This window comes from Amaricoccus macauensis (assembly GCF_014201905.1).
Classification (GTDB): domain Bacteria; phylum Pseudomonadota; class Alphaproteobacteria; order Rhodobacterales; family Rhodobacteraceae; genus Amaricoccus; species Amaricoccus macauensis.
The window spans coordinates 630,746-655,958 of record NZ_JACHFM010000001.1 but is presented as its reverse complement, the minus strand read 5'-3'; the positions used below and the strand labels follow the sequence as shown (position 1 = coordinate 655,958).

At 68.8% G+C, this 25,213-nt stretch carries 25 protein-coding genes; 13 read left to right on the top strand and 12 right to left on the bottom strand.

The genetic code is table 11. From position 1 onward, the window contains the following. Positions 1 to 39: 39 nt before the first annotated feature. From HNP73_RS03155 to HNP73_RS03140, 4 genes are all read left to right on the top strand, one after another. Positions 40 to 951, top strand: coding sequence for a peptidylprolyl isomerase (locus HNP73_RS03155; RefSeq protein ID WP_184147021.1), 912 nt, complete (start codon positions 40 to 42; stop codon positions 949 to 951). An 8-nt stretch (positions 952 to 959) separates the two neighbouring features. After that, positions 960 to 2,231, top strand: coding sequence for a bifunctional glutamate N-acetyltransferase/amino-acid acetyltransferase ArgJ (gene argJ, locus HNP73_RS03150; protein ID WP_184147019.1), 1,272 nt, complete (start codon positions 960 to 962; stop codon positions 2,229 to 2,231). An 8-nt stretch (positions 2,232 to 2,239) separates the two neighbouring features. Then, complete coding sequence (locus HNP73_RS03145) at positions 2,240 to 2,647, top strand: (deoxy)nucleoside triphosphate pyrophosphohydrolase (RefSeq protein WP_184147016.1); 408 nt, start codon at positions 2,240 to 2,242, stop codon at positions 2,645 to 2,647. A gap of 130 nt (positions 2,648 to 2,777) precedes the next feature. Then, positions 2,778 to 2,957, top strand: coding sequence for a hypothetical protein (locus tag HNP73_RS03140; RefSeq protein ID WP_184147014.1), 180 nt, complete (start codon positions 2,778 to 2,780; stop codon positions 2,955 to 2,957). A gap of 7 nt (positions 2,958 to 2,964) precedes the next feature. Here the strand turns inward: HNP73_RS03140 and hemH are convergent, their stop codons facing one another. The 5 genes from hemH to gltX all read right to left on the bottom strand — a co-directional run bounded on the left by hemH (position 2,965) and on the right by gltX (position 8,441). Then, positions 2,965 to 4,023, bottom strand: a complete 1,059-nt coding sequence (gene hemH, locus HNP73_RS03135) for a ferrochelatase (protein WP_184147012.1) — start codon at positions 4,021 to 4,023, stop codon at positions 2,965 to 2,967. Between the two features lie 70 nt (positions 4,024 to 4,093). Beyond that, a complete protein-coding gene (locus HNP73_RS03130; protein WP_184147010.1) occupies positions 4,094 to 4,954 on the bottom strand; it encodes a DUF2189 domain-containing protein in 861 nt (286 codons plus the stop codon). Positions 4,955 to 5,136: 182 nt separating this feature from the next. Further along, complete coding sequence (locus HNP73_RS03125; RefSeq protein WP_184147008.1) at positions 5,137 to 5,649, bottom strand: YbaK/EbsC family protein; 513 nt, start codon at positions 5,647 to 5,649, stop codon at positions 5,137 to 5,139. Further along, positions 5,627 to 6,925, bottom strand: coding sequence for a citrate synthase (gene gltA, locus HNP73_RS03120; RefSeq protein ID WP_184147006.1), 1,299 nt, complete (start codon positions 6,923 to 6,925; stop codon positions 5,627 to 5,629). The genes HNP73_RS03125 and gltA overlap by 23 nt, the downstream gene beginning before the upstream one ends. A 73-nt stretch (positions 6,926 to 6,998) precedes the next feature. After that, positions 6,999 to 8,441 (bottom strand): glutamate--tRNA ligase, encoded by a 1,443-nt coding sequence (gene gltX, locus HNP73_RS03115; protein WP_425486614.1) that lies wholly within the window; start codon positions 8,439 to 8,441, stop codon positions 6,999 to 7,001. 73 nt (positions 8,442 to 8,514) lie between these two features. Here gltX and HNP73_RS03110 point away from each other — a divergent pair, with 73 nt between their 5' ends. Further along, positions 8,515 to 10,563 (top strand): ComEC/Rec2 family competence protein, encoded by a 2,049-nt coding sequence (locus tag HNP73_RS03110; RefSeq protein WP_184147004.1) that lies wholly within the window; start codon positions 8,515 to 8,517, stop codon positions 10,561 to 10,563. A 29-nt stretch (positions 10,564 to 10,592) separates the two neighbouring features. Here HNP73_RS03110 and HNP73_RS03105 read toward each other — a convergent pair whose 3' ends face one another. From HNP73_RS03105 to HNP73_RS03075, 7 genes are all read right to left on the bottom strand, one after another. Continuing rightward, positions 10,593 to 11,840, bottom strand: a complete 1,248-nt coding sequence (locus HNP73_RS03105) for an LL-diaminopimelate aminotransferase (RefSeq protein ID WP_184147002.1) — start codon at positions 11,838 to 11,840, stop codon at positions 10,593 to 10,595. Positions 11,841 to 12,247: 407 nt separating this feature from the next. After that, on the bottom strand, positions 12,248 to 12,892 hold the full coding sequence (locus tag HNP73_RS03100) for a DsbA family oxidoreductase (RefSeq protein ID WP_184148014.1): 645 nt from the start codon (positions 12,890 to 12,892) through the stop codon (positions 12,248 to 12,250). Then, positions 12,889 to 13,392, bottom strand: a complete 504-nt coding sequence (locus tag HNP73_RS03095; protein WP_184147000.1) for a cupin domain-containing protein — start codon at positions 13,390 to 13,392, stop codon at positions 12,889 to 12,891. Before HNP73_RS03095 ends, HNP73_RS03100 begins: the two co-directional genes overlap by 4 nt. Before the next feature lie 10 nt (positions 13,393 to 13,402). Further along, positions 13,403 to 14,431 carry a CorA family divalent cation transporter gene (locus HNP73_RS03090; RefSeq protein WP_184146998.1) on the bottom strand — a complete coding sequence of 343 codons (1,029 nt, stop codon included), beginning with the start codon at positions 14,429 to 14,431 and terminating at the stop codon, positions 13,403 to 13,405. Between the two features lie 89 nt (positions 14,432 to 14,520). After that, positions 14,521 to 16,008: a class I adenylate-forming enzyme family protein gene (locus HNP73_RS03085; protein WP_184146996.1), complete on the bottom strand. Its 1,488-nt coding sequence runs from the start codon at positions 16,006 to 16,008 to the stop codon at positions 14,521 to 14,523. Positions 16,009 to 16,097: 89 nt separating this feature from the next. Then, on the bottom strand, positions 16,098 to 17,789 hold the full coding sequence (locus tag HNP73_RS03080; RefSeq protein WP_184146994.1) for a hypothetical protein: 1,692 nt from the start codon (positions 17,787 to 17,789) through the stop codon (positions 16,098 to 16,100). 34 nt (positions 17,790 to 17,823) lie between these two features. Then, on the bottom strand, positions 17,824 to 18,132 hold the full coding sequence (locus tag HNP73_RS03075; protein WP_184146992.1) for a hypothetical protein: 309 nt from the start codon (positions 18,130 to 18,132) through the stop codon (positions 17,824 to 17,826). A 335-nt stretch (positions 18,133 to 18,467) separates the two neighbouring features. Here HNP73_RS03075 and HNP73_RS03070 point away from each other — a divergent pair, with 335 nt between their 5' ends. The 8 genes from HNP73_RS03070 (at position 18,468) to paaE (ending at position 25,207) form a co-directional block, all read left to right on the top strand. Continuing rightward, on the top strand, positions 18,468 to 19,145 hold the full coding sequence (locus tag HNP73_RS03070) for a YcaO-like family protein (RefSeq protein WP_184146990.1): 678 nt from the start codon (positions 18,468 to 18,470) through the stop codon (positions 19,143 to 19,145). After that, the gene (locus HNP73_RS03065) at positions 19,142 to 20,020 is read left to right on the top strand and encodes a PaaX family transcriptional regulator C-terminal domain-containing protein (RefSeq protein ID WP_246399488.1); all 879 of its coding nucleotides are present in this window, start codon (positions 19,142 to 19,144) and stop codon (positions 20,018 to 20,020) included. The genes HNP73_RS03070 and HNP73_RS03065 overlap by 4 nt, the downstream gene beginning before the upstream one ends. Positions 20,021 to 20,158: 138 nt before the next feature. Continuing rightward, a complete protein-coding gene (pcaF, locus tag HNP73_RS03060) occupies positions 20,159 to 21,364 on the top strand; it encodes a 3-oxoadipyl-CoA thiolase (RefSeq protein WP_184146989.1) in 1,206 nt (401 codons plus the stop codon). 12 nt (positions 21,365 to 21,376) lie between these two features. Beyond that, the gene (gene paaA, locus HNP73_RS03055) at positions 21,377 to 22,369 is read left to right on the top strand and encodes a 1,2-phenylacetyl-CoA epoxidase subunit PaaA (protein ID WP_184146987.1); all 993 of its coding nucleotides are present in this window, start codon (positions 21,377 to 21,379) and stop codon (positions 22,367 to 22,369) included. 73 nt (positions 22,370 to 22,442) lie between these two features. Beyond that, positions 22,443 to 22,727 carry a 1,2-phenylacetyl-CoA epoxidase subunit PaaB gene (gene paaB, locus HNP73_RS03050; RefSeq protein WP_184146985.1) on the top strand — a complete coding sequence of 95 codons (285 nt, stop codon included), beginning with the start codon at positions 22,443 to 22,445 and terminating at the stop codon, positions 22,725 to 22,727. Between the two features lies 1 nt (position 22,728). Further along, positions 22,729 to 23,580, top strand: a complete 852-nt coding sequence (gene paaC / locus HNP73_RS03045) for a 1,2-phenylacetyl-CoA epoxidase subunit PaaC (protein WP_184146983.1) — start codon at positions 22,729 to 22,731, stop codon at positions 23,578 to 23,580. Positions 23,581 to 23,595: 15 nt separating this feature from the next. Continuing rightward, complete coding sequence (paaD, locus tag HNP73_RS03040; protein WP_184146981.1) at positions 23,596 to 24,114, top strand: 1,2-phenylacetyl-CoA epoxidase subunit PaaD; 519 nt, start codon at positions 23,596 to 23,598, stop codon at positions 24,112 to 24,114. 19 nt (positions 24,115 to 24,133) lie between these two features. Next, complete coding sequence (paaE, locus tag HNP73_RS03035) at positions 24,134 to 25,207, top strand: 1,2-phenylacetyl-CoA epoxidase subunit PaaE (protein ID WP_184146979.1); 1,074 nt, start codon at positions 24,134 to 24,136, stop codon at positions 25,205 to 25,207. Positions 25,208 to 25,213: the final 6 nt, after the last annotated feature.

Below are 25,213 nucleotides of genomic sequence, written 5' to 3'. Positions count from 1 at the left end.
GCGCGCCGGAAGTCAGGCGCGAACGGGAGATCACAAGGAATGCGCAGCACTCTTGCCGTCAGCCTGATGGCTGGCATCGCGACCGCCTTCATCACCGTCCCCGGGTTCGCCCAGGACCAGCCCGCCACGCCGGCTCCGGCGGCTACGGATGCACAGACTGCCGGGAAGACCTACAACGCCGACACCGTGCTCGCGACGGTGAACGGAACGCCGATCACACTCGGAAACGTGATTGTCATGGTCGGCGCGCTGCCGCAGCAGTACCAGACCCTGCCCGACGGCGCCCTGCTGAAGGGCCTGCTCGACCAGATGGTCGACCAGCAGCTTCTCGCGGCTGCCCAGTCGGCGTCGCCCGACACCGATCCGCTGGAGGTGAAGCTCGCGGTCGAGAACACACGCCGCACCGCGCTTGCAAGCCACGCGGCCCGGGATGCGGTGATGAGCGTCGTGAGCGAGGACGCGCTGAAGGCCGCCTATGACAAGCTCGTGGCCGACTTCAAGCCGCAGACCGAGTGGAGTGCCGCGCACATCCTCGTCGACAGCGAGGACAAGGCGAAGGCGCTGAAGGCCGAAATCGACGGCGGCGCGGACTTCGCCGAGGTGGCGAAGGCAAATTCCAGCGACGGCTCGGCCGCGTCGGGCGGTGATCTCGGCTGGTTCGGCACCGGGCAGATGGTGCCGGAGTTCGAGACGGCGGTGAAGGCCCTTGAGAAGGGCAGCGTTTCCGATCCGGTGAAGACGCAGTTCGGCTGGCATCTCGTGAAGCTCGTCGACGTGCGCGAGACCAAGGCGCCGACGCTCGATGAGGCACGGCCGCAGCTCGAGACCGAGATCCGCCAGGCAGCACTCGAAGCGAAGCTCACCGAGCTCCGCGCGGCAGGCAAGGTCGAGGTGCACGAGGATGCGGTGCCGGCCTCGGCGATCCGCGACGCCAACGTTCTGACGAACTGAGGCGCGCGATGGCCGGGACGAAGGCTGCGCCGCCGGTTTCGCCGCTCGCACCCGCGAGCGGCTTTCCGGCCTTGCCGCCCGTGGCCGGCGTGCGGTTCGCCGCCGCCGAGGCGGGCGTTCGTTACAAGGGGCGGCTCGACGTGATGCTCGCGGAGATCGCGCCCGGTGCGTCGATCGCCGGCGTGTTCACGAAGTCGGCTACCCGGTCGGGTCCGGTGCTCGCCTGCGAGGAAAAGCTCGCGGCGCTGCATCGGGGCGGGCCGGGCGACGGCGGCTTCGCGATCCTGGTGAACTCCGGGAACGCCAATGCCTTTACCGGCAACGCCGGGCGCGTCGCCGTTGATGCGACCGTCGCGGCGGTCGCCGGCGCGCTCGGGGTGCCCGAGGGCCATGTCTTTACCGCCTCGACCGGTGTCATCGGTGAGCCACTGCCGGCGGATCGCATCGTCGCGGCCATTGGCGGACTGCGTGATACCTTGTCGGTCGATGCGGCCGAGCGGGCGGCGCGCGCGATCATGACGACGGACACCTTTCCAAAGGGCGCGGTCGTGACCGTCGATCTCGGCGGCGTGCCGGTGACGATCATGGGCTTCGCCAAGGGATCGGGGATGATCGCGCCGGACATGGCGACGATGCTGGTCTATCTTTTCAGCGATGCCGCGATCGCGCCGGGCCTCCTGCAGGCGATCGTGTCGCGGCAGTCGGACCGGAGCTTCAACGCCATCACCGTGGATGGCGATACCTCGACTTCGGACACGCTCGTCATGGCGGCGACCGGGCAGGCGGCGATGCCTCGTATCGAGGCGCCGGACGATCCGCGCGCCGCGGCGTTCGAGGTGGCGCTCGGTGACGTGATGCTCGATCTGGCGCATCAGGTGGTGAAGGACGGCGAGGGCGCGACGAAGTTTGTCGAGGTCCGGGTCACCGGCGCGGTAAGCGATGCCGAGGCCCGCAAGGTCGGCTTCGCCATTGCCAATTCGCCGCTCGTCAAGACCGCGTTCGCCGGCGAGGATCCGAACTGGGGCCGCATCGTCATGGCGGTGGGCAAGTCGGGCGCGGAGGCCGACCGGGACAGGCTGTCGATCCGCTTCGGTGACATCCTCGTCGCGGAGAAGGGGTGGGTCGCGCCGTCCTACCGCGAGGCCGACGGGGCGGCTTACATGAAGCAGGCGGACCTCGTCGTGGGCGTGGACCTCGGGATCGGTGACGGGGAGGCGACGGTCTGGACCTGCGATCTCACCCATCGCTACATCGAGATCAACGCCGACTACCGGTCCTGAGCACGGGGATGGGCGACACAAGGCTCGTTCTCGTCGCGGCCGTCGCGCTCATCGACCCGGACGGCCGGATACTGATTGCCCAGCGCCCGGAGGGCAAGTCGCTCGCCGGGCTCTGGGAGTTTCCCGGAGGCAAGGTCGAGGCCGGCGAGACGCCGGAGGCGGCCCTGATCCGCGAGTTGCAGGAGGAGCTCGGCATCGACACGTGGTCGAGCTGCCTCGCGCCGCTTACCTTTGCCAGCCACGCCTACGATGACTTCCATCTGCTGATGCCGCTCTATGCCTGCCGCAAGTGGCAGGGTGTCCCCGTGGCCCGCGAGCACGCAGCGCTGAGATGGGTCGGCGTGCGCGATCTGCCGTCCTATCCCATGCCGCCGGCCGACAAGCCGCTTCTTGCCATGCTTCGCGACTGGCTCTGAGACGTTGGTCGAAGGTCGTGACCGTCAGGGGCAAAATTTTCGTGACGCTGGAACCCGACTCAGTTAACGTTTTGGAAACGGAACTAAGAAAGTTTGCCACAAAGGCAAACGGTCGGGAAGGAAGCGCACCATGTACCAGACCATCCAGGTTTCAAGTCGGGTTTCAGTCTACGGAGAGATCGTCGAGCGGTTGCCCGACGGGAAAGTCGTCGTCCGTGACGGGCTGAACATCTATCGTGGCCAGCCGGTGGCACCGTTCGTTGCGGCTGGGCTTGCGCCGCTCTCGGTGGTCGCCGCCTCGTCGCGCTGACCAGCGGTCAGAGCCAGCCGGAAAGCTCGCGCTCAAGGATCGAGACCATCATCTCGATGTGAGTGGGCGCGGCATTCAGGCACGGAATGTAGGCGAAACCCTCCCCACCCGCGTGCATGAATGCCTCGCGGATCTCGCCTTCCACTTCCTCCAGCGTCTCGACGCAGTCGGCTGAGAAAGCAGGCGCCATCACCGCGATGTGGCGCTTGCCGGCCTTGGCAAGGCGCGCCACCTCCTCGACGGTATAGGGCTTCAGCCACTCCTCGCTGCCGAAGCGCGACTGGAAGCTGATCACCACCTCGTCCTCCGGCCAGCCGAGGCGCTCGCGCAGCAGGCGCGTCGTCTTCTGGCACTGGCAGTGGTAGGGGTCGCCCTCGCGCAGATAGCGCTCCGGCATGCCGTGATAGCTGGTGACGAGCAGGTCCGGCCGGCGGTCGAGGCCGCCATAGGCGTCTTCCACCGAACGCGCCAACGCCTCGATATAGAGCGGATGGTCGTGGTAGCTCGGCACCGTGCGAAACGCCGGCTGCCGTCGCAACTGCATGAGCGCGCGAAACGCCTGATCGTTGGCGGTGGCGGTGGTGGGCGCGGAATACTGCGGATAGAGCGGGAAGAACGCGATCCGCTCGCATCCCGCCTGCGCCATCTTCTCGATGACCGACTTCGTGGAGGGATTGCCGTAGCGCATGGCGAAGTCGACCATGACGCCCTCGCCATGACGCTCCGCCATGGCGGCGGCGACGGCGGCGGTCTGCTCGCGGGTGATGACGAGCAGCGGGCTTGCGTCATGCTCCCGGTCCCAGATCTTGTCGTAGTTGGCGCCGGAACTCTTCGGCCGCTTCGACAGGATGATCAGCTGAAGGATCGGCTGCCACTTCCAGCGGGGCAGGTCGATCACCCGCTCGTCGGACAGGAACTCGTTCAGGTAGCGGCGCATCGACCAGTAGTCGGTGGCGTCCGGCGTGCCGAGGTTGGCGAGGATGACACCGACCTTCGCCCGTGGAACCCGCGGATGGTCAGCCGGGGCAGGGGTCAGGTGGCCGGGAAGAGAGGGTGCATCGGTCATGCCCTGCTCTCTAGCCCGCTTCGGCCCCGGCCTCAATCGGCCGGGACGTCCAGGGGGCCCCTGTCAGGGATCACACCACCGTGCGGCGATAGAGATGCCAGGTGGCGTGCCCGAGGATCGGCATCACCACGATGAGGCCGAGGAAGAGCGGGATCGACCCGAGCACGAGGCCAGCCGCGACGATGAAGCCCCACACCGCGATCGGCACCGGGTTCGCTGCGGTGACGCGGAGCGAGGTGATGATCGCCGCTGGAACACCAACGCCACGGTCGAGGAGAAGCGGGAAGGCGACGACACTGACCGCAAGCGCCAGAGCGGCGAAGAGCGCACCGACCACGATACCGATGATCGCCATGGTGATGCCGGCCGGTGTCGTCATCACGTCGCGCGCGAAGGCGCCGATCGAGGCGGGCGCCTCATAGCCCATGGTGGCGGAGTAGATGCCGTGAGCGGTGAGGATCCAGACGACAAAGAGCGCGCCGAGCATCAGGCCAAGCGCGAGAATCGCGCCGAAGTTCGGCGACTTCACCACCCCGAAGGCGTGCGCCCAGCCCGGTTCCAGGCCCATCTCGCGCTGCCGGCTCATCTCGTAGAGACCGACCGCGGCAACCGGACCGACGATGGCGAGGCCCGAGATCGCCGGGAACAAGAGCGGCAGAAGATTGCGGTCGAGAGCGAACCACGCGACGAGCAGGCCGATCGCCGGGTAGAGCAGGCAGAGGAAGGCGACGTCCGTGCGGCAGGCCATGAAGTCATCGACGCCGCGGCGCAATACCTCACGAAGGTCCTCGACCCGGATGCGCCGGACCTCGGGCAGGGTCAGGCCGTCGGTCTCGTGGCCGACGTGGGTCGCGACCGAGCCGAGATGCTGGCCGACCGCCTTCGCGTGATCGACGCTCCAGGAGAGCGGATTCCCAATGGTCTTAGGCATGGCTTCCTCCGACAGGCTCGTTTCTGGCGGGAGGCCTTGCGGCGCGACGGATCGGCCCGCCACGGCGGTAGCCTCTCTCTGTCCGGGAAGGATACCAGATCGGCGGAAGAAAGGGACTCACGAATGCGAGGCCCGGGTTCCGGGGAAGGCCCTGCCTCGCATTTCGTCGAATCAGGTGGCGCTCAGGCGGTGAAAGCGGCGACCGTTGCGCCGATCGCTGCGGCGAGCGCGGTGGGCGACACCGGGAACACGTGGTGCGGCGTCCCCGCCGCCGCCCACACCACCTCGAAATCGAGGAGCCGGGGGTCGAGCCACGTGTCGATCGGCGTCAGGTGTCCGAGGGGGGCGACGCCGCCGATCGCGAAACCGGTCACCATGCGCACGCTGGTGGCGTCTGCCTTGCCGAGCGGCGCGCCGGCAAGCTCCGCCGCGCGCGCCGGATCGACGCGGTTGCCGCCAGCGGTCAGGAACAGCACGTGCCGTTCTGAGCCCGCTTCGCGGAAGACGATCGACTTCACGATCTGATCGAGACTGACCCCGCAGGCCGCAGCCGCCTGCTCGGCGGTGCGGGTGCTGTCGTCGAGCCGCCGTGGCTCGATATCGAGACCGCGACGGGCGGCGTCAGCGCGGACGCGGGTGACGGAGGCGCTTTCCGGCGCCTCCGTCCCGGTTTCAGCGGTCCTCGACTTCGACATAGTCGCGCTGGGTCGGGCCGGTGTAGAGCTGGCGCGGGCGGCCGATCTTCAGGTGCGGATCCTCGAGCATCTCCTTCCACTGCGAAATCCAGCCGACGGTGCGCGCGAGCGCGAAGATCGGCGTGAACATCGAGGTGGGGAAGCCCATGGCATCGAGGATGATGCCCGAATAGAAGTCGACGTTCGGATAGAGCTTCTTCTCGACGAAGTACTCGTCTTCGAGGGCGATGCGCTCAAGTTCCTTGGCGACCTGCAGCGTCGGGTTGTTCTCGATCCCGAGCAGGCCGAGCACTTCATCCGCCGACTGCTTCATCACCTTCGCGCGCGGGTCGAAGTTCTTGTAGACCCGGTGGCCGAAGCCCATCAGGCGGAACGGGTCGTCCTTGTCCTTCGCCTTGGCGATGAACTCCGGGATGCGATCGGGCGTGCCGATCTGGCGGAGCATCCGCAGGCAGGCCTCGTTCGCGCCGCCATGCGCCGGGCCCCAGAGGCAGGCAACGCCCGCGGCGATGCAGGCGAAGGGGTTCGCGCCCGACGACGACGCGAGACGGACAGTCGAGGTCGAGGCGTTCTGCTCGTGGTCGGCGTGCAGCGTGAAGATCCGGTCCATCGCGCGGGAGAGGATCGGGTTCACCACGTATTCCCCGGTCGGAACCGAGAAGCACATGTTGAGGAAGTTCGAGGCGTAATCGAGCGAGTTGCGCGGATAGACGAACGGCTGGCCGACCGAATACTTGTAGGCCCACGCCACGATCGTCGGCATCTTCGCGATCATGCGGATCGTCGCGACCTCGCGCTGCCACGCGTCGTTGATGTCAGTCGAGTCGTGGTAGAACGCGGCCATGGCACCCATGGTGCCGCAGACGATCGCCATCGGGTGAGCGTCGCGCCGGAAGCCGCGGAAAAAGTACGACATCTGCTCGTGCAGCATCGTGTGGTTCGTCACGCGGCCGACGAAATCCTCGAGCTGCGCCGCCGTCGGCAGCTCGCCGTAGAGCAGCAGGTACGCGACTTCGAGGAAGTTCGACTTGTCGGCCAGCTGCTCGATCGGGTAGCCGCGATAGAGCAGTTCGCCCTTGTCGCCATCGATGTAGGTGATCGCGCTCTCGCAGGATCCGGTCGAGGTGTAGCCCGGATCGAAGGTGAACACGCCGCCTTCGGAATAGAGATTGCGGATGTCGATGACGTCCGGCCCGATGGTGCCACTATAGATCGGAAGATCCAGCGACTTGTCGCCGATTGAGAGATGTGCGGACTGGTGCGCCTGGTGTGTCATAGTCATCCCCTCTGTCGCAGGGACCGCACGGCGCGGTCGCCATATTCATTCCGCGCCAGCGACGGGAACCGCGTCATGCGCCCGTCGCTGCCGAATTCACGCAATCTTCCAGCCGAGCGAGGCTTTCGGTCTGGCCCAGGATATCCATCATGTCGAATACGCCCAAGGACACGGTGCGGCCGGACAGCGCCACGCGAAGCGGCTGCGCGACCTTGCCAAGGCCCAGCCCCTCATCGGTGGAAAACTCACGGACGACCGTCTCAAGGTCGCTGGGTGTCCAGTTAGCGTTTCGCAGGCGCGAAGTCAATTTTTCCATCATGCCTGCCGGAGCGGACGCCAGTGCCTTCGCTCCTGCGGCATCCGGTGCAAATGGTCGCTTTCCAAGTATAAAGCTCGCCATGTCAAGAACTTGTGGGAGTATCTTTGCGCGCTCCTTGAGGCCGGTCATGGCGCGGAGCATCTGGGCGCGCTCGGTGTCCGTTAGCGCCGGACGATTTTGCGCTGCAAGAAAACCTTCGAGTTCGCCGAGAAGAGCCGAGTCGTCCATCGCCCGGATATGCTGGCCCGAGAGGCTCTCGAGCTTGGCGTAGTCGAAGCGCGCCGGGGCCTTGCCGATGTGGGTGAGGTCGAACCAGCCGATCGCCTGTTCGGTGGTGAAGACCTCGTCGTTGCCGTGGCTCCAGCCGAGCCGGGCGAGGTAGTTGCGCATCGCCTCGGCCGGATAGCCCATGTCGCGATAGGCATCGACCCCGAGGGCGCCGTGGCGCTTCGAGAGCTTCTTGCCGTCCGGGCCGTGGATCAGCGGGATGTGCGCCATCGCCGGCACGTCCCATCCCATGCCGCGATAGATCAGCGTCTGGCGCGCCGAGTTCGTCAGGTGGTCGTCGCCGCGGATGATGTGGGTGACGTTCATGTCGTGGTCATCCACCACCACTGCCAGCATGTAGGTCGGCGTGCCGTCGGAGCGCAGCAGGATCAGGTCGTCGAGGGTCTCGTTCTTCCAGGTCACGTCGCCCTGCACGAGGTCGCTGACCGTGGTCTCGCCGTCGCGCGGCGCCTTCAGCCGGACGACGAAGGGCGCGTCGGGGGCGGTGGCGGGATCGGCGTCGCGCCAGGGTGAGAGGAAAAGCGGCGGCCGGCCTTCGGCCTTCGCCGTCTCGCGGAATGCCTCGATCTCCTCCTGGGTCGACCAGCAGGGATAGGCGGTGCCGCGTGCGATCATCTCGCGGGCGACCTCGGCGTGGCGCGGCGCGCGGTCGAACTGGCTGATGGCGTCGCCGTCCCAGTCGAGACCGAGCCAGCGCAGCCCCTCGAAGATCTTCTCCGTGGCCTCGGGCGTGGAGCGGGCGCGGTCGGTGTCCTCGATCCGCAACAGGAACTTGCCGCCGGTGTGCCGGGCATAGAGCCAGTTGAAGAGCGCCGTGCGGGCGCCGCCGATGTGCAGGTAGCCGGTTGGCGATGGGGCGAAGCGGGTGACGACCCCTGACGGGGATGACGGCATGGGGGTGGAAGGCATGGGCTTAACCTCCTGGCAACCATGCGGGCAGCAGGTGTCGTGCTTAGGACAATTGCGGCGGCGAGGGCAAGGGATGGGTGTGACGCGGCTCTTCGCGCTGATCGAGGCGCAGCGACCCGCCTTCGCGCTCTGGCTGCCCGTGCTCTTCGGCCTCGGGATCGCGCTCTACTTCGCGCTGCCTGTCGAGCCCGGGGGCTGGATGCTCGCGGCGCTGGGCGTCGTTCTTGTCCTCCTCGCGGCGGCCATCCGGCCGGCGGGGCAGGTCGCCCGTGTCGCGCTGCTTCTGGTTCTGCTGCCAGGGATCGGGTTCGAAGTGGTCGCACTTCGCGCGCGATCGGTGGCCGCGCCGGTCCTCGCCTACCCGGTGGTGGCGACGGTCTCGGGGCGCGTGGTCGGGCTCGACCGCTCCGCGTCCGACCGCCCGCGGGTGCTGCTCGACCGCGTGGCGATCACCGGGATGGACCCGGACCGGGTGCCGGCGCGGGTGCGGGTGTCGGTCGATCCCGCGACGCCGATCAGCCTGCTTCAGCCGGGCCTGCGGCTGATGACCGAGGCGCGGCTGACGCCGCCGCCCGCGCCATCCGAGCCGGGCGCCTTCGACTATCGCCGGCAGGCGTGGTTCGAGCGGCTCGGCGCGGTGGGTTACGCCCGCGGCCCCGTGGTGGAGACCGAAGGCTCCGACGCGGGCAGCTTCTCGCAGCTGGCGTTCCGCGCCCGGATGGCCGCCTCGCGTCACATCCAGCAGCAGGTGCCGAACCAGGGCGGCGCCTTCGCCGCGGCGATCCTGACCGGCGACCGGTCGGGCATCGACCGCTCGGTCGAAGACGCGCTCCGGGTGTCGAGCCTCTACCACATCGTCTCGATCTCCGGCCTCCACATGAGCCTGCTCGCCGCCGCGGTGTTCGGTCTCATCCGCTCTGGCCTCGCCCTCGTGCCGGCGCTGGCGCTGCGCTGGCCGCTGAAGAAGATCGCGGCGGCGGTGGCCCTCGTTGCGGGGCTCGCCTATCTCGTGGTCTCGGGCCTCGACGTGCCGGCGCAGCGCTCCTACGTGATGACCGCGACCGTGCTGGTGGCGGTCCTGCTCGACCGGCCGGCGCTCACCATGCGGGCGGTGGCGCTCGCGGGGTTCGTGGTCCTGCTCTTCGCGCCCGAGAGTCTGGTGCAGCCGGGGTTCCAGATGTCGTTCGCGGCGACCGTCGCGCTCATTGCCACCTTCGAGGGGCTGCGCTCCCGGGCGTGGTGGAAGACGGTCCAGACCGCCCGCGGCTGGCGCTATCCGAAACCGGTGGTCGGGCTCGCGATGACATCGCTGGTCGCCGGCCTCGCCACCGGGCCGATCGCGGCCTTCCACTTCAACACCATGACGCAGTACGGGCTCATCGCGAACCTGCTGGCGATGCCGGCCATGGGGCTCGTCGTCATGCCCGCGGCGGTGATCGGCGTGATCGCGGCACCCTTCGGGCTCGACTGGCTGCCGTTCCGGCTCGCGGGACTGGGCATGGACTACGTGATCGCGGTGGCGCGCCTCGTCGCGAGCTTCGGCGGCGCGGTGACGGGCGTGCCGGCGGGGCCGCCCGCGAGCCTTGCGCTCCTCGTGCTCGGCGGCATCGTCTTCGTGCTCTGGATCGGCCGCGGCCGCTGGGCCGGGGTCGGGCTCGCCGGCGTCGGCCTCGTGTTCTGGGCCGCGCACGCCCGGCCGGATGTGGTGATCGCCGACGACGGCCGGCTCTTCGGATTCCGCACCGCCGCCGGCCGGGTTCTGAGCGGCACCGGCAACGGCTTCGCCGCCGAGGCGTGGCTGCGCGAGGACGGCGATCTCGCCTCGCCGGAAGAAGCCTACGCCCGCGGCAACCTCCGGCGGGTGAAGCATCGTATCCGGGCGGATGTGCCCGGGGTCGGGACGGTGCTCTACGTCGGTGCGTCGAAAGCCGAGGCCGGGCTCTGCGACACGGCGGCGGTGCTCATCGCGCCGAACTGGGCCGAGGCCCCCACGGGGCGCTGCCTCTTCGTCGGCAAGGAGCGGCTGCGGCGCGACGGCGCGCTGGCGATCCGGCTGACGAGAACCGGCCTCCACGTCGAAGGCGCCCGCGCGGTGAGCCGCGGGCGCCCGTGGACCGGATGAAGAGGACCGGGGGGCCGAGGCCGCCGCTGTCAGCTGACCACTTCGGCCTCTTCTTCGGCGCGGTAGCGCTCGACGAGGGCGTCGGCGTTGGCCAGCACCTTCTTCACGCCGCGCGCCGCCTGCCGGATGCGCTGCTCGTTCTCCACGAGCCCGAGGCGGACGTAGCCCTCGCCGTACTCGCCGAAACCGACGCCCGGCGCGACCGCGACCTCGGCCTCGCGCAGCAGGATCTTCGAGAAGCCCATGGAGCCGATCGCCTCGAACGGCTTCGGCACCGGCGCCCAGGCGAACATCGTCGCCGGCGGCGACGGGATCTGCCAGCCGGCGCGCGCCATCGAGTCGATCAGCACGTCGCGACGGTGCTTGTAGATCGAGCGGATCTCGGCGACGCACTCCTGCGGGCCGTTGAGCGCGGCGGCGGCGGCGACCTGTACCGGGGTGAAGGCGCCATAGTCGAGGTAGGACTTGATGCGGGTCAGCGCGTCGATGAGCCGGCGGTTGCCCACCGCGAAGCCCATGCGCCAGCCGGGCATCGAATAGGTCTTGGAGAGCGAGGTGAACTCGACCGCCACGTCCTTCGCGCCATCGACCTGCAGGATCGACGGCGGCGGATTGTCATCGAAGTAGACTTCCGAGTAGGCGAGATCGGAGAGCACCCAGAGGTGATGCTTCTTCGCGAAGGCAATGAGATCGCGGTAGAAATCGAGATCGCACACCTGCGCCGTCGGGTTCGACGGGAATGACACCACGACCGCGACGGGCTTCGGCACCGAGTGCAGGACGGCCCGGTCGAGCGCGCGGAGGTATTCCTCCGGGTCGAAGCGGCCATCGTGGAGTGCCGGCACGTGGCGCAGCGTGCCGCCGGCGATCATGAAGCCGTAGGGGTGGATCGGATAGGACGGGTTCGGCACCAGCATCACGTCGCCGGGGGCGGTGATCGCCATGGCGAGGTTCGCGAGGCCCTCCTTGGAGCCGAGCGTCGCGACCACCTCCGTCTCGGGATCGACGCTGACCCCGAAGCGGCGGGCATAGTATCCGGCCTGTGCCCGACGCAGGCCCGGGATGCCCTTGGAGGCGGAATAGCGGTGGGTGCGCGGCCTCTGCACCGTCTCGATGAGCTTGTCGACGATGTGGCGGGGCGTATCCATGTCGGGATTGCCCATGCCGAAGTCGATGATGTCCATCCCCTCGGCGCGATAGCGGGCCTTGAGCCGGTTCACCTCGGCGAAGACATACGGGGGAAGGCGCTTGATGCGGTAGAATTCTTCGTCGGCCATGGCGCGGGTTCGGAGGCTGAATGCAGGGAGCGGGGTTATACGCTCCGGGCGCCGCGAAGGACAGGACGAAGTTCGTGGCCCGTGGTTCGCGGTTCGCGTGGCCCGTGGATCACGTGGCCCGTGGCAGGCGAAGCGGCGCGTCGGCCGCCCGCGTGTGGCGCCGTCCGGCCCGCGCCGCGCTCATGGGCCGTCGCGGCTTTCGCCGGGGCCTCCCGGGCGAGGATGGCGGGTGCTGGTACCGGGGACAGGATCTGCCCGGGAGGCGCCTGATGAAGCGGCCGCTTCATCAAGGCGCCGCTTCCGGCGTGGGGATACGAGTCGGACCGGAGTCAGGCATGAAGGTCCGCCAGCCGCGCCCGGGCTTCGCCGCCCTTCACCCCCCGTGCCGACTCGCGGGGACGAGGCCGTCAGGTTGGCGGGGTGGTCGCGGCTGCGACCTCGCGGGCAAAGTCGGTCCAGAACGCCTGCGACTGGGCGCCGGTCACCGCGTACTGGCCGGCGACGATGAAGGCCGGGACCCCGGTTATGCCGGCCCGGCGGGCGTCGTCTGCCTCGCGCGCCACCGCCTCGCGATCGGCGTCGCCGGCGAGAAGGCGGGTGATCGCCGCCGGGTCGAGGCCGGCCTCTCCGGCAACGTTGGCGAGGACCACCGGGTCGGAGATGTCTTCGCCCGCGCCGAAATAGCGGGCGAAGAGCGCCATGGCGACGCGGGTCTGGGCGCCTTCGGCCGCTGCCCAGTGGATCAGGCGATGGGCGTCGAGGGTGTTCGGCATGCGGGTGATCCGGTCGAAGGCGATGGGAATGCCCGCCTCCCGTGCGGCGGCTTCCACCCGGGCGTGGACGCGGTCGACGTTCTCGAGGCCGCCGAATTTCTCCGTGAGGTACTGCCCCCGGTCGGTGCCCTCCGGAGGCAGATCCGGGTTGAGCTGGTAGGGGTGCCAGGTGACCTCGAAGGGCTGGTCCGGTGCGTCGGCGAGGGCGCGCACGAGGTTCGTCGCGCCAATCAGGCACCAGGGGCAGACCGGGTCGGAGAAGATGTCGAGCCGGGTCATCGGTCGGCCGCCGGATGGTTCGGGTCGATCCATGCCACCTCTTCCGGGGCTTCGGCCGGTTCGATGTCGAGGTTCACCACCACTGCCTCCTGATCGCTGCGCACGATCACGCACTCCAGCGTATCGCCGGGCAGAGCGTTGATCTCCTGATGCGGCACGTACGGCGGGACGAAGATGAAGTCACCCGGGTCGGCCTCGGCGGTGAACTCCAGCCGCTCGCCCCAGCGCATGCGTGCGCGGCCCTTCACCACATAGATGATGCTTTCGAGGTGGCCATGGTGGTGCGCGCCGGTCTTTGCGTTCGGCTCGATCGCCACGGTGCCGGCCCAGAGCTTCGCGGCACCGGCCTTCGCGGCGTTGATGGCGGCGGCGCGCGTCATGCCGGGCGTCTGGGCGGTGTTCGGGTCGAGCTCGCCCGCCCTGACGATGCGCACGCCCTGCGTGCGCCAGTCGGGGGGCGTGTCGTGCCAGTCGGGTGTCGCGTCGTGGTCGTGCGGCATGGGTGGTTCCTCAGAAGCGCAGCGTGGCGCCGGCGCGGGCCATGATCCGGTAGAACGCCACGGTCAAGATGATGCCGACGCCGAGCGCGGCAAGGGTGCCCCACGGCGGACCCTCAAACGGCATGCCGCTGGTGTTCATGCCGAAGAAGCCGACGACGAGGGTTCCGGGCAGCATGAGCGCGGTCATCACCGTCAGGGCGCGGAGGCTGCGGTTCGACTGGTCGGCGAGTTCGGCGGCGATCTCTTCCTGCAAGAGCTTCGCCCGGTCGGAGGTGGCGCGGATCGCGTGGTCGAGGCCGCCGAGGCGGGACGCCATCTCCTCGAGCGCCGAGATGCCGGCGGGGGGGAGGGCTGAGAGGCGCGCCGCTTCGGCTTCCTCTTCCTCCTCCTCGGCCTCGCGCAGCATGAGCAGCATGGCGAGGACCGGCCGGTGCAGTGCCAGCGCGAGGCGCCGGACTTCCTTGATCGAGGTGCGCTCGTCGGAGGTGGAGGAGGCGAGGATCTGGTCCTCCACGCGGTCGAGCCGGGTCTCCGCGGCGCGCAGGCGGCCGATTGCCACCCGGGCAAAGGCAGCGGTGATCGCCGCGAGGATCGAGAAGCCTGAGCTCTGGCGCGCCCCGGCAATGAGCGCGTTCCTGACCGCGTCGATGCCGGCGAGCGGGTGACGCCAGCCTGTCACCAGCAGCCGCTCGCTCGCCATGAAGCCGAACTGACCGACGCTGTCGGAGACACGCAGGAAGTCGACGTTGTAGTCCGGGGCGATCCCGTGGATCTCCGTGCCCTCGGGCTCGAGCGCGAGGCCGGTGTCCTGACCGGCGATGAGCGTCGTCACCTCGGTCGGCAGCCGGCAGATCCCCTGGATCCAGCCGCGGGCGCGCTGGTCGAGCAGGTCGACGTGGATCCAGACCCACGTGCGCTCGGCCAGCGCCTCGGAGAGATGCTCGACGTCGATCCGCTCGGCGGTGCCGTCGGGACCGGCGGCAAGGGCCCAGAGAAAGCCCGGTGCGCGTTGGGGCGGGAAGCGGGGGGACTCGGTCATGGCGGCCTCGGATGCTGGGAGCGCCGGGCGCCCTCGTTCGGGCGATCATGCGCCATCCGGCGCGAGGCGGTCCAGAGGCCGGGCTCTCGTCAGCCGTCCATCGCCGGCTCGGCCGTTGCCAGACGCCGGCGCAGCAGCTTGCCGTTGGCGCTGCGCGGCAGGGCCTCGACCGGGCGGAAGGTTCGCGGGCACTTGTAGCGCGCGAGCCGGTCAGCGCAGTGGCGGGCGAGCTCGGCATCGGCGACCGGCTCGCCGAGAGGCACGTAGAAGGCGGCGATCACCGTCACCCCGTCGCGCACCGGCAGCTCGGCCACCGCCACCTCGGCGATGCCGGGATGATCGGCGAGGACGGCCTCGACCTCATGCGGACTGACGCGGAAGCCGCCGGCGTTCAGCAGGTCGTCGGCCCGGCCGAGATGGCGGAGCGCTCCGTCCTCCGCCATGACCGCCCGGTCGCCGGTGAGGAACCACTCGCCCCGGAACGCCGCTTCGGTCTCCTCCGGGCGGCGCCAGTAACCGAGCATCAGCCCGGGATCGTGCCGCGAGACCGCAAGCAGGCCCTCCGTACCACGGGGCACCGGATCGGTGCCGTCCCCGGGCAGGATCGCCACCCGGCGCCCGGGCTGCGGGTAGCCGGTGAACCCCTCCGGCGCCGGCCGCCCGGGGGAGGAGGAGATGTAGGTCGAGATCTCCGACATGCCGAGCGCCTCGTGGATCGGCTTGCCGGTGGCGCCGCTCCACGCGGCGCGCACCGCACCCGGCAGCGCCTCGCCCGCGCTCAGCCCGTGGCGGAGACCCGCGAAGTCGCGGTCGAGGCCGGGCGCATCGAGCATCTGGCGATAGACCCCCGGCGCACCGGCGAAGATCGTCGCGCCATGCGCGCGGGCGAGAGCCGGCCAGACGTGCCGGTCGGGCGGCCCGGCATAGATGAGCGCGGTCGCGCCCACCGCCCATGGGTCGGTGAGGCCGGCGCCAAGCGTGTAGGTCCAGTTGAAGGCACCGGCGTGCAGCACCCGGTCGTCAGGCGTGAGGCTGTACCAGCCCTGCCACATCATCCGTCGCGCCCAGGCGGCGCGCTGGGCGAGGACGACGCCCTTCGGCCGGCCGGCGGTGCCGGAGGTGTAGACCATGTAGGCGGGATCATCCGGGCCGGTCAGCGCGAAGTCGACCGGATCGGCGCGGCGGAGCGCGGCGATGCCGGCTGTCTCGATCACCGGAGCGCCGGGCGGATCGGGCAGCGCGAGACCGGAGCCCCGGGCGATGAGCGCGGGCGCGAGATCGGCGATGAGCGGCGCGAGTTCCGCCGCCGTCAGCATCGCCGAGATCGGCACCGGCACGGCACCAAGCGCATTGGCGGCGAAGAAGACGATGGGGAAATCCGCGCTGTTGCCGAGGCGGAGCAGGATCCGGTCGCCCGGGCCGATCCCCATGGCGCGCAGTCCGCCGGCGGTGCGGCGTACGGTTTCAGCGAGCTCGGCATGGGTCCAGCGCTGCGCCACCTCGCCCGGCGCGTCGAGCACCTCGAGCGCCACGTGGTCGGGCCGCATCCGCGCGGCGGCAAAGGTGTGCGCGGCCATGTTGAAAGGCCGCGGACAGGGCGGAAACGGCTCCGTGTCCGAAAGGCTCGGGGCAGAGTGCAGCGGGACGGGGCCGGCGTCAGGCACGCTCAGAGCCCGGCCTCCCGGAGATCGCGGGCGATGCGGTGGAAGACGCCCGGGTCGCGGAAGCATTCCTCCGCGCTCCAGCGCTCGGCGCGGAACTCCGGCTCGAGTGTCAGGAGCCGGTTCGCCCAGATGCGGGCGCCGGCGAAGTCGCCGCCGCGCACCGCTACCACCACCCGGCAGAGATGCGCCCGCACGCTCTGCGGGTCGGCGGCGAGGGCCGCCTCGACATAGTCCGGCGCCTCGGGCGCGTCCTGCAGCAGATGCGCGAAGGCGAGGTTGGTCTTGATCCAGTTCGGCGGATGCTTGGTCAGCGACAGCGCGTGCTTGTGATACCGGATCTCCTCGCGCATGTGGCCGCAGTAGCCGAGCAGCACGCCATAATAGGCGAGAAGCTCAGGGCTCTCCGGCGCGTCGCGCACCACCTCGGCCATGACGTCGCAGGCGAGCTGGTGGTTGCCGCTCGCGCACTCGGTGAAGGCGATGAGCGCGCGGCCGAAATAGTCGCGCGGCTTCAGGACCATCACCTTGTCGCAGAGCGCGCGCGCCTCGCGCAGCGCGGCCTCGGGGTCGTGCGCCCAGCCGAGGCGCAGCTGGTCCACGAGGCAGAAGCCGAGCGAGATCATCGCGGGCGTATAGTCCGGGTCGAGGCGCAGCGCATCGCGATAGCAGATGATCGCGCGGCGGACCGAGTCCTTGCGCGCCTCGCTCTCCAGCCCGCGGCCGCGCTGGTAGGCTTCCCATGCGTCGATGGAGGTCGGCGCGTCGGTCCAGATGCGTGCCCACTCGCCCTCGACCAGTTCGATCTGCGCCGCCTCGATCACCTTCTTGGAGATCTCGAGCTGCACGTCGAAGATCCGCTCGTCCTCGTAGTCGTAGCGCTTGGTCCAGAGATACTGGCCGGTGTCGACCGCGGTCAGGCGGGCGGTGATGCGCAGCCGGTCGTGATGGCGCACCTCGCCGGAGAGCTCGTAGCTGTGCCGGGGATCGCGCTCGCCGTCCTGGGTGCGCACCACGAAGGCGCCGGAGAGCGAGCCGAGCACCGTCTGCAGTTCCGCGGTCAGGCCCTCGGCGAACACGCGCTCGCGGTCGCCGGTGCCGATGGGATGGAACCCCTTGACGATGAGGTAGGGCTTGCGCGCGCCGGAGGCGGGCGTCTCGACCGGAGCAGGTTGCGGGTGGCGCATCGGCGCGTTGGTGTTCGCGGGCAAGCCGGCCGCGATGCCCGCAGGCATCGCCCGCGGGCGCGGCGGCGGTGCATCGAGGCCTTCCGGCGCGTCATAGCGCATCCGCTCGGTGCGGAGCCATTCCTCGAACTCGGGGTCGCCGATGTCGAGGCCCTCGAGCAGGTCGTCGCCGACCGCGACGCTCGCCGAGTCGTAGGTGTCGAAGTAGACGCGCGTAAGGTCGAGTTGCAGCTTGTCGCGGCTGGAGTCGAGAATGTCGACGCCGGCCGCCGCGAAGCCGCGGCGCAGCGCGCTGAGTTCGGTGCGGAGGCTTGCCGCGCCCTGCTCCTGCGAGCGTTCGCTCCAGAGCTTGTCCTGTACCCAGCGCCGGCTGCGCGCGCCGCCGGGCGAGAGGGCGAGAAGCGCGAGAAGCGCCTTCGCCCGCTTGCCTTTCGGAGTCACGTCCGTGCCGTCGGCCTTCACCACACTGAGCGGGCCGATCAGGCGCAGAAGGACCTTGTCCCCGGACATGCCGAGGCCGTCGACGCGAGCACGATCCGATGGATCACTGCGAGCAGCCATAGAGGACGGCATGCGACATCGCTTCCTTTGCGAATTCGTCGTCGGTTCGCATCTTGTCGGCGAGATCCGGGATGACGATGTGGAACACCCGCCCCTTGCCGTTCCGGCGCGGGCGGTCGTAGTGGAACCGGAAGGAATGCTTGTCCGATCCGCGCATCAGGCCAACGATCTCCTGTTCGATCCGGGCATCAGGGTTCTGGTAAGAATTGTCGCGATAGCGTTCGGCAGCTTCGAAAATGAGTTCTCCCAGCCGCTTCCGCAACCGATTGCGCTTGAGCTTGAATCGTGCCATCGAAATAACCTCTCGTCTCTAGCGTGTGTAAATAAGGCTTTCCGTCAGGAGGCGCGACCGATGTGACCAAGCGTCCGAAGGCACCGCGATACCGTGCAGGGTTCTGCACCACACCGCACGCGCTAAGCACGCCACCCAACTTTCCATTCTATATCTCTCTGTGTGGCGTAACTACCAGAAAGGGCGGCGAGCCGCCAGATAATTTACTTTTGCAGCGAGTGGCTTCCGGACGCGGGGCGTCTCAGGTCGATGCTGATCGCCTTGCGGTTGCGGAGGCCGCAGAACGTTATTCAATTCAGTACTCTTCGGAACTCCCGAAGCGCCTCCGGCCGTTCGTGACGATCGGAGGCGCGGCGGACCCGGTCCCGACCGTCGATCTGACGCTCGGCGCACCGAAGCGGACCAACACTTCGGCCGGCGCCGCGGCCGGGAAGAGCCCCGAAGACGCGGTGCGCCGCGCCGCGCTGGAGACCCTTGAGCATCTGCATCTCGATCGCCTGCGCGCCGGGTCCGGAGAGCTTGCGCCGCTCGATCCGATGTCCGAGCCGGCGATCGCGCCGCATGTGGCCTGGCTTGGTGGCCAGTTCCGCGGGCTGGAGATCCGCGCCCGTGCCTTCAAGCCCGGATACGTGGTGGCTGTCGCCGCATCGGCCGACCTCGACGGCGGCCGGCGCACCGAGGGCTCGGCCGCCCGGCTGGGTCGCGCCGGCGCGGTGCGCGCGGCGGTGGAGGAGGCGATGTTCCACTGGCGCAACATGGTTGAACTCGAACGTGCCGCGCCCGACCTCGCGGCGATGGCCGAGGTCGACCGGGCGCGTATCGCCCGATACCGCGGCGCCCTGCCGCGCGAGATCTGGCCCCCGGCCGACGCGAGGGATCCCGGCGAGGTGGACGGCACCGACGTGGAGGGCCTGCTCGCCGCCGTCGCCGTCGTCTCCGGGCGGCGGGTGCGCGCGTTTGATCTGACCACGCCCGAGGTCGGCGTCCCGGTCGTGCGGATCCATCTCGGATGACTCTCGCGCTGACTGGCACGATACCCGCCCAGCCGCTGCGGACGGCGATGATCGAGCAGCTTCGGGCCAGCCAGCGCCTCGGCGCCGCCAGCTTCATCGTGACGATCTATGGCGACGTGATCGAGCCGCGCGGCGGACTGCTCTGGATGGGAACGCTGATCGAGCTATGCGCCCGGGTCGGCATCAGCGAGACGCTGGTGCGCACCGCGGTCTCGCGGCTCGTCGCCGCCGGGCGGCTGGAGGGAACGCGCAAGGGCCGGCGCAGCTACTACCGCCTGACCGAAGCCGCCGGCAGCGAGTTCGCCGAAGCGGCGGAGCGCATCTTCACCTCGTCGCCGCCACGCACGGCATGGCGCTTCGTCCTCGGTCAGGACGCGAGCTCCGACCTGGCCGGCCGCGGGTTCGTGGCGTTGGCCGCCGGTGTACTCTTCGGACCGGACGACGGCGGTCCGGTGCCGGGCATCGCCTTCCGCGCCAACTGGCAGCAGGACGCGGACGGCCTGCGGGCGCTCGCGGCGGCGCACTGGCGGCTTGCCGAGCGGGCCGCGGAAATCGAGGCCTTCAGCGCGCGCTTCGGCGCGCTGGAGCCGCCGCTCGCCGCCGGGCCGCCCGATCCCGGATCGGCGTTGCTGGCGCGGCTCCTTCTCGTTCATGCCTGGCGGGCGATCGTGCTCGACGACCCGCGCCTGCCGCCCGAAGCGCTTCCCGAAGCGTGGCCGGAACCCGCGGCGCGGGCGCTCTTCGCCCGGCTCTACACCGGGCTTTCCGGGGCGGCCGATTCGCACGTCGAGGCTTCGTTCTCCGGGCTCGGAGGGCGGTTTTCGGCCACGACCACCGCGACAAAGCGCCGCTTGGCTGGACTTCTCGGCCCGTAACCATCTGGCACGGAATGCGTTTGCGAAAGCATCACACCGAACGGCAAAATTTAGTCGTTCCAGTGACGCTTTTTCAGTATACATTGACCGACCGGTCGGCTAATGTCCGACTCAACGAACGAAAAAGGGGTGGAAACGATGGCTGATGCCTTCATCTGCGATGCGGTACGGACGCCGATCGGGCGCTACGGCGGAGCGCTCGCGAGCGTTCGTGCCGATGACCTCGCGGCGGTGCCGCTCAGGGCGCTGATGGAGCGGAACCCGGGCGTGCGATGGGCGGAAGTTGATGACCTCATCTTCGGCTGCGCCAACCAGGCGGGTGAGGACAATCGCAACGTCGGGCGCATGGCGGTGCTGCTCGCCGGCATGCCGATCGATATCCCCGGCACGACGATAAACCGGCTCTGCGGCTCCGGCATGGACGCGGTCGGCCAGGCGGCCCGGGCGATCAAGGCCGGCGACGCCGACCTGATGCTCGCCGGCGGCGTCGAGAGCATGACCCGCGCGCCCTTCGTAATGCCCAAGGCCGAGAGCGCGTTCACCCGCTCGAACGCCGTCTACGACACGACGATCGGCTGGCGCTTCGTCAACCCGAAGATGAAGAAGGAATTCGGCGTCGACTCGATGCCGCAGACCGCCGACAACGTCGCCGCCGACTTCAACATCAGCCGCGCCGACCAGGACGCCTTCGCCGCGCGCTCGCAGGCCCGCTGGGAAGCGGCGCAGAAGGCCGGCAAGTTCCGCGACGAGATCATCCCGGTGACGATCCCGCAGCGCAAGGGCGATCCGGTGATCTTCGACACCGACGAGCATCCGCGCCCCGGCACCACCGCCGAGACGCTGGCGAAGCTCCGGGGCGTCAACGGACCCGACCTCACCGTCACCGCCGGCAACGCCTCGGGCGTGAATGACGGCGCCGCGGCGCTCATCCTCGCCTCCGAGGCCGGCGTGAAGGCGCACGGCCTCACCCCGAAGGCGCGCGTCATCGCCATGGCGGCGGCGGGCGTCGAGCCGCGGATCATGGGCATCGGCCCGGCGCCGGCGGCCAAGCGCGTCCTGAAGCGCGCCGGACTGACCATCGACCAGATGGACGTCATCGAACTGAACGAGGCCTTTGCGAGCCAGGGCCTTGCCACGCTGCGTGACCTTGGCCTCCCCGACGATGCAGCGCATGTTAACCCCAATGGCGGCGCCATCGCGCTCGGCCACCCGCTCGGGATGTCCGGCGCCCGGCTCGTGACGACCGCCATGTACGAACTGCACCGCCGCGGCGGCCGCTACGCCCTCTGCACCATGTGCATCGGCGTCGGCCAGGGGATCGCCGCGATCATTGAGCGCGTCTGAGGAGGGAAAGCCATGTATGCACAGCTCGTCTCGACCGAGGGTATGAAGAAGCCCGAGGATATGACGCCCGAGGAGCGCGCCTTTCAGGAGCGCATCGACCGGGGCGAGAAGATCGAGCCCAAGGAGTGGATGCCCGAGGGGTATCGCAAGACGCTGATCCGCCAGATCGGCCAGCACGCCCACTCCGAGATCGTCGGCCAGCTGCCGGAAGGCAACTGGATCACCCGCGCGCCGACGCTGGAGCGCAAGGCGATCCTGCTCGCCAAGGTGCAGGACGAGGCGGGCCACGGCCTCTACCTCTACTGCGCCGCCGAGACGCTCGGCGTGTCGCGCGACGAGCTGATGGAGCGGCTGCACTCGGGGAAGATGAAGTACTCCTCGATCTTCAACTATCCGACGCTGACCTGGGCCGACATGGGCGCGGTCGGCTGGCTCGTCGACGGTGCGGCGATCATGAACCAGGTGCCGCTGCAGCGGACCTCGTTCGGCCCGTACTCCCGCGCGATGATCCGCATCTGCAAGGAAGAGAGCTTCCATCAGCGGCAGGGCTACGCCGTGATGATGAAGATGGCGGCCGGCACCCCGGCGCAGAAGGCGATGGCGCAGGATGCGCTGAACCGCCTCTGGTATCCCTCGCTGATGATGTTCGGACCGTCCGACAAGGACTCGGTGCACTCTGCCCAGTCCATGGCGTGGAAGATCAAGATGAACACCAACGACGAGCTTCGCCAGAAGTTCGTCGACCAGACGGTGCCGCAGGCGCGCTACCTCGGCCTGACGGTTCCCGACCCGGAACTGAAGTGGAACGAGGAGAAGGGCGGCTACGACTTCTCCGAACCGGACTGGTCCGAGTTCTTCGACGTCATCGCCGGCAACGGTCCCTGCAACAAGGACCGGCTCGGTGCCCGCGTGAAGGCCTGGGACGATGGCGCGTGGTTCCGTGAGGGGCTCGTCGCCCACGCCGAGAAGGCTGCCGCCCGCCGGGCGCCGATCGCCGCGGAATAACGGCGCGCCGACAAGCAAGCCAAAAGGCCGGGCCGGCAAAAGGCCCGACCCCTGCGAGTTAGGGAGAGAACAAATGTCCAAGGAATGGCCGCTCTGGGAAGTCTTCATCCGGGGCCAGCACGGGCTTAATCACCGCCACGTCGGCAGCCTGCACGCTCCCGACGCCGAAATGGCGATCAACAACGCCCGCGACGTCTACACCCGCCGCAACGAGGGCGTGTCGATCTGGGTCGTGAAGTCGGGCGAAATCGCCGCGTCGAGCCCGTCGGATAAGGGGCCGCTCTTCGAGCCCGCGAACTCCAAGGTCTATCGCCACCCGACGTTCTACGACATCCCTGAAGAAGTGGGGCACATGTAAGATGCCGTCGCTTCCGGACATGACCACCCCCGATGTGGCGGAGCTTGCGCGCAGCGCGGCGGCTCACACCCATCACACCGAGATCCCGAAGCCCGATGCCGGGCAGGAGGCATTCTTCGAGGTGCTGCTCCGTCTTGGCGACGCGACGCTGATCCTCGGCCACCGCGTCTCCGAGTGGTGCGGCCATTCGCCGGCGCTCGAGGAAGACATCGCGCTCGCCAACGTGTCGCTCGACCTGATCGGTCAGACGCAGATGTGGCTCGGCCTCGCCGGTGAAGTCGAGGGCAAGGGCCGCAGCGCCGATGACCTCGCGTATCTCCGCGACGCCTGGGACTTCCGCAACCTGCTGATCGTCGAGCGCCCGAACGGTGATTTCGGCCACACGCTGATGCGGCAGTTCCTGTTCGATGCCTTCCACTTCGAGTTGCTGAAGGCGCTGCAGGGATCGAGCGACCCCCGCGTCGCCGAGATCGCGGCGAAGGCCTCGAAGGAAGTCGCCTACCACCTCGAGCGGTCGTCGGATCTGGTGATCCGCCTCGGCGACGGGACCGACGAGAGCCGCCGCAGGATGCAGGATGCGCTCGACGCGCTCTGGGCCTATACCGGCGAGATGTTTGTCGCGGACGACAAGGACCGCGAAGTCGCGGCCGCTGGCATCGCGCCCAACCCCGAATCCCTGCGCGCCGCGTGGGAAGCGACGGTCCGCGACGTGCTCGGCGAGGCGACGCTCACGATCCCGGAGTCGACCTTCTCCCACAAGGGCGGCAAGAACGGAGTCCATACCGAGCATCTCGGCTTCATCCTCGCGGAAATGCAGTTCCTCCAGCGCGCCTATCCCGGCTGCAACTGGTAAGGACGGGTTCCATCGATGACAGCTACGCACCCCAGCACCGCCGAGGTCTGGGACTGGCTGAGCCATGTCCCCGATCCGGAGATCCCGGTGATCTCGCTCACCGATCTCGGCATCATCCGCGATGTCGCCTGGGACGACGAGACCCTCGTCGTCACCGTCACACCGACCTATTCCGGGTGCCCGGCCACTACGATCATCAATCTCGACATCGAGACGGCGCTTCGTGAGCGGGGCGTCGAGAAGCTGACACTCAAGCGCCAGCTCTCGCCCCCGTGGACGACCGACTGGATCAGCGCCGAAGGACGCGAGAAGCTGCGCGCTTACGGCATCGCCCCGCCGATCGACGGGACCGCCGCCGACGGTCGCATCGTCGCCCGCGCGAACCGGATGGCTGGCGGCAACCTCGCCGTCGCCTGCCCGCGGTGCGGCTCCACGAAGACGACCAGAGTGAGCCAGTTCGGCTCGACGCCTTGCAAGGCCAGCTACCGCTGCGACGACTGCCTGGAACCCTTCGACTATTTCAAGTGCATCTGAGCGGACAAGGACACGAAAAATGGCACGCTTCCATTCCCTAGATGTTGTCGACGTCCGCAAGGAAACGCGCGACGCCGTCGTGGTCACCCTGAAGCCCCGTGGCGAGGACGCCGCGCTCTTCGACTTCACCCAGGGCCAGTACCTCACCTTCCGCCGCAAGTTCGACGATGACGAGCTGCGCCGCAGCTATTCGATCTGCGCCGGCAAGGGCGACGGCTTCCTTCAGGTTGGCATCAAGCGCGTCGACGGCGGCGCCTTCTCGACCTGGGCCAACGAAGAGCTGAAGGCCGGCACCACCCTTGAAGCGATGCCGCCCATGGGCCGCTTCTTCACGCCGATCGAGCCGGAGGTTGCCAAGAACTACCTTGGCTTCGCCGGGGGCTCGGGCATCACGCCGGTGCTCTCGATCATCAAGACCGTGCTCGCGTCCGAGCCGAGCTCGACCTTCACCCTCGTCTACGCCAACCGGCAGATCAGCTCGATCATGTTCCGCGAGGAGCTCGAGGACCTGAAGAACCGCTACCTCGGCCGGCTCTCGATCATCCACGTCCTCGAATCCGAGGCGCAGGACATCGACCTCTTCTCCGGCCGCGTCGATGCGGAGAAGTGCGCGCAGCTCTTCAACGTCTGGATCGACCTGCCGTCGGTCTCGACCGCGTTCATCTGCGGCCCCGAGCCGATGATGCTGGCGATCGCCGGTGCGTTGAAGGAGCACGGGCTCGCCGACGAGCAGATCAAGTTCGAGCTCTTCGCCTCCGGCCAGCCGGGCCGCGCGAAGAAGCGCGTCGTCTCGTCCGAGGTCTCGACCTCGAACACCACCGAGGCGACCGTGACGCTCGACGGTGCCACCCGCACCTTCCGCATGCCGAAGGAAGGCCAGAGCCTGCTCGACGCAGCCCTCGAGGCCAACCTCGATGCGCCCTACGCCTGCAAGGCCGGCGTCTGCTCGACCTGCCGCGCCAAGGTGCTGGAAGGCGAGACCGAAATGGCCATCAACCACGCGCTCGAGGACTACGAAGTCAAGCAGGGCTACGTGCTCACCTGCCAGTGCTTCCCGCTGAGCGACAAGGTCGTCGTCAGCTACGACCAGTAAGGGAGA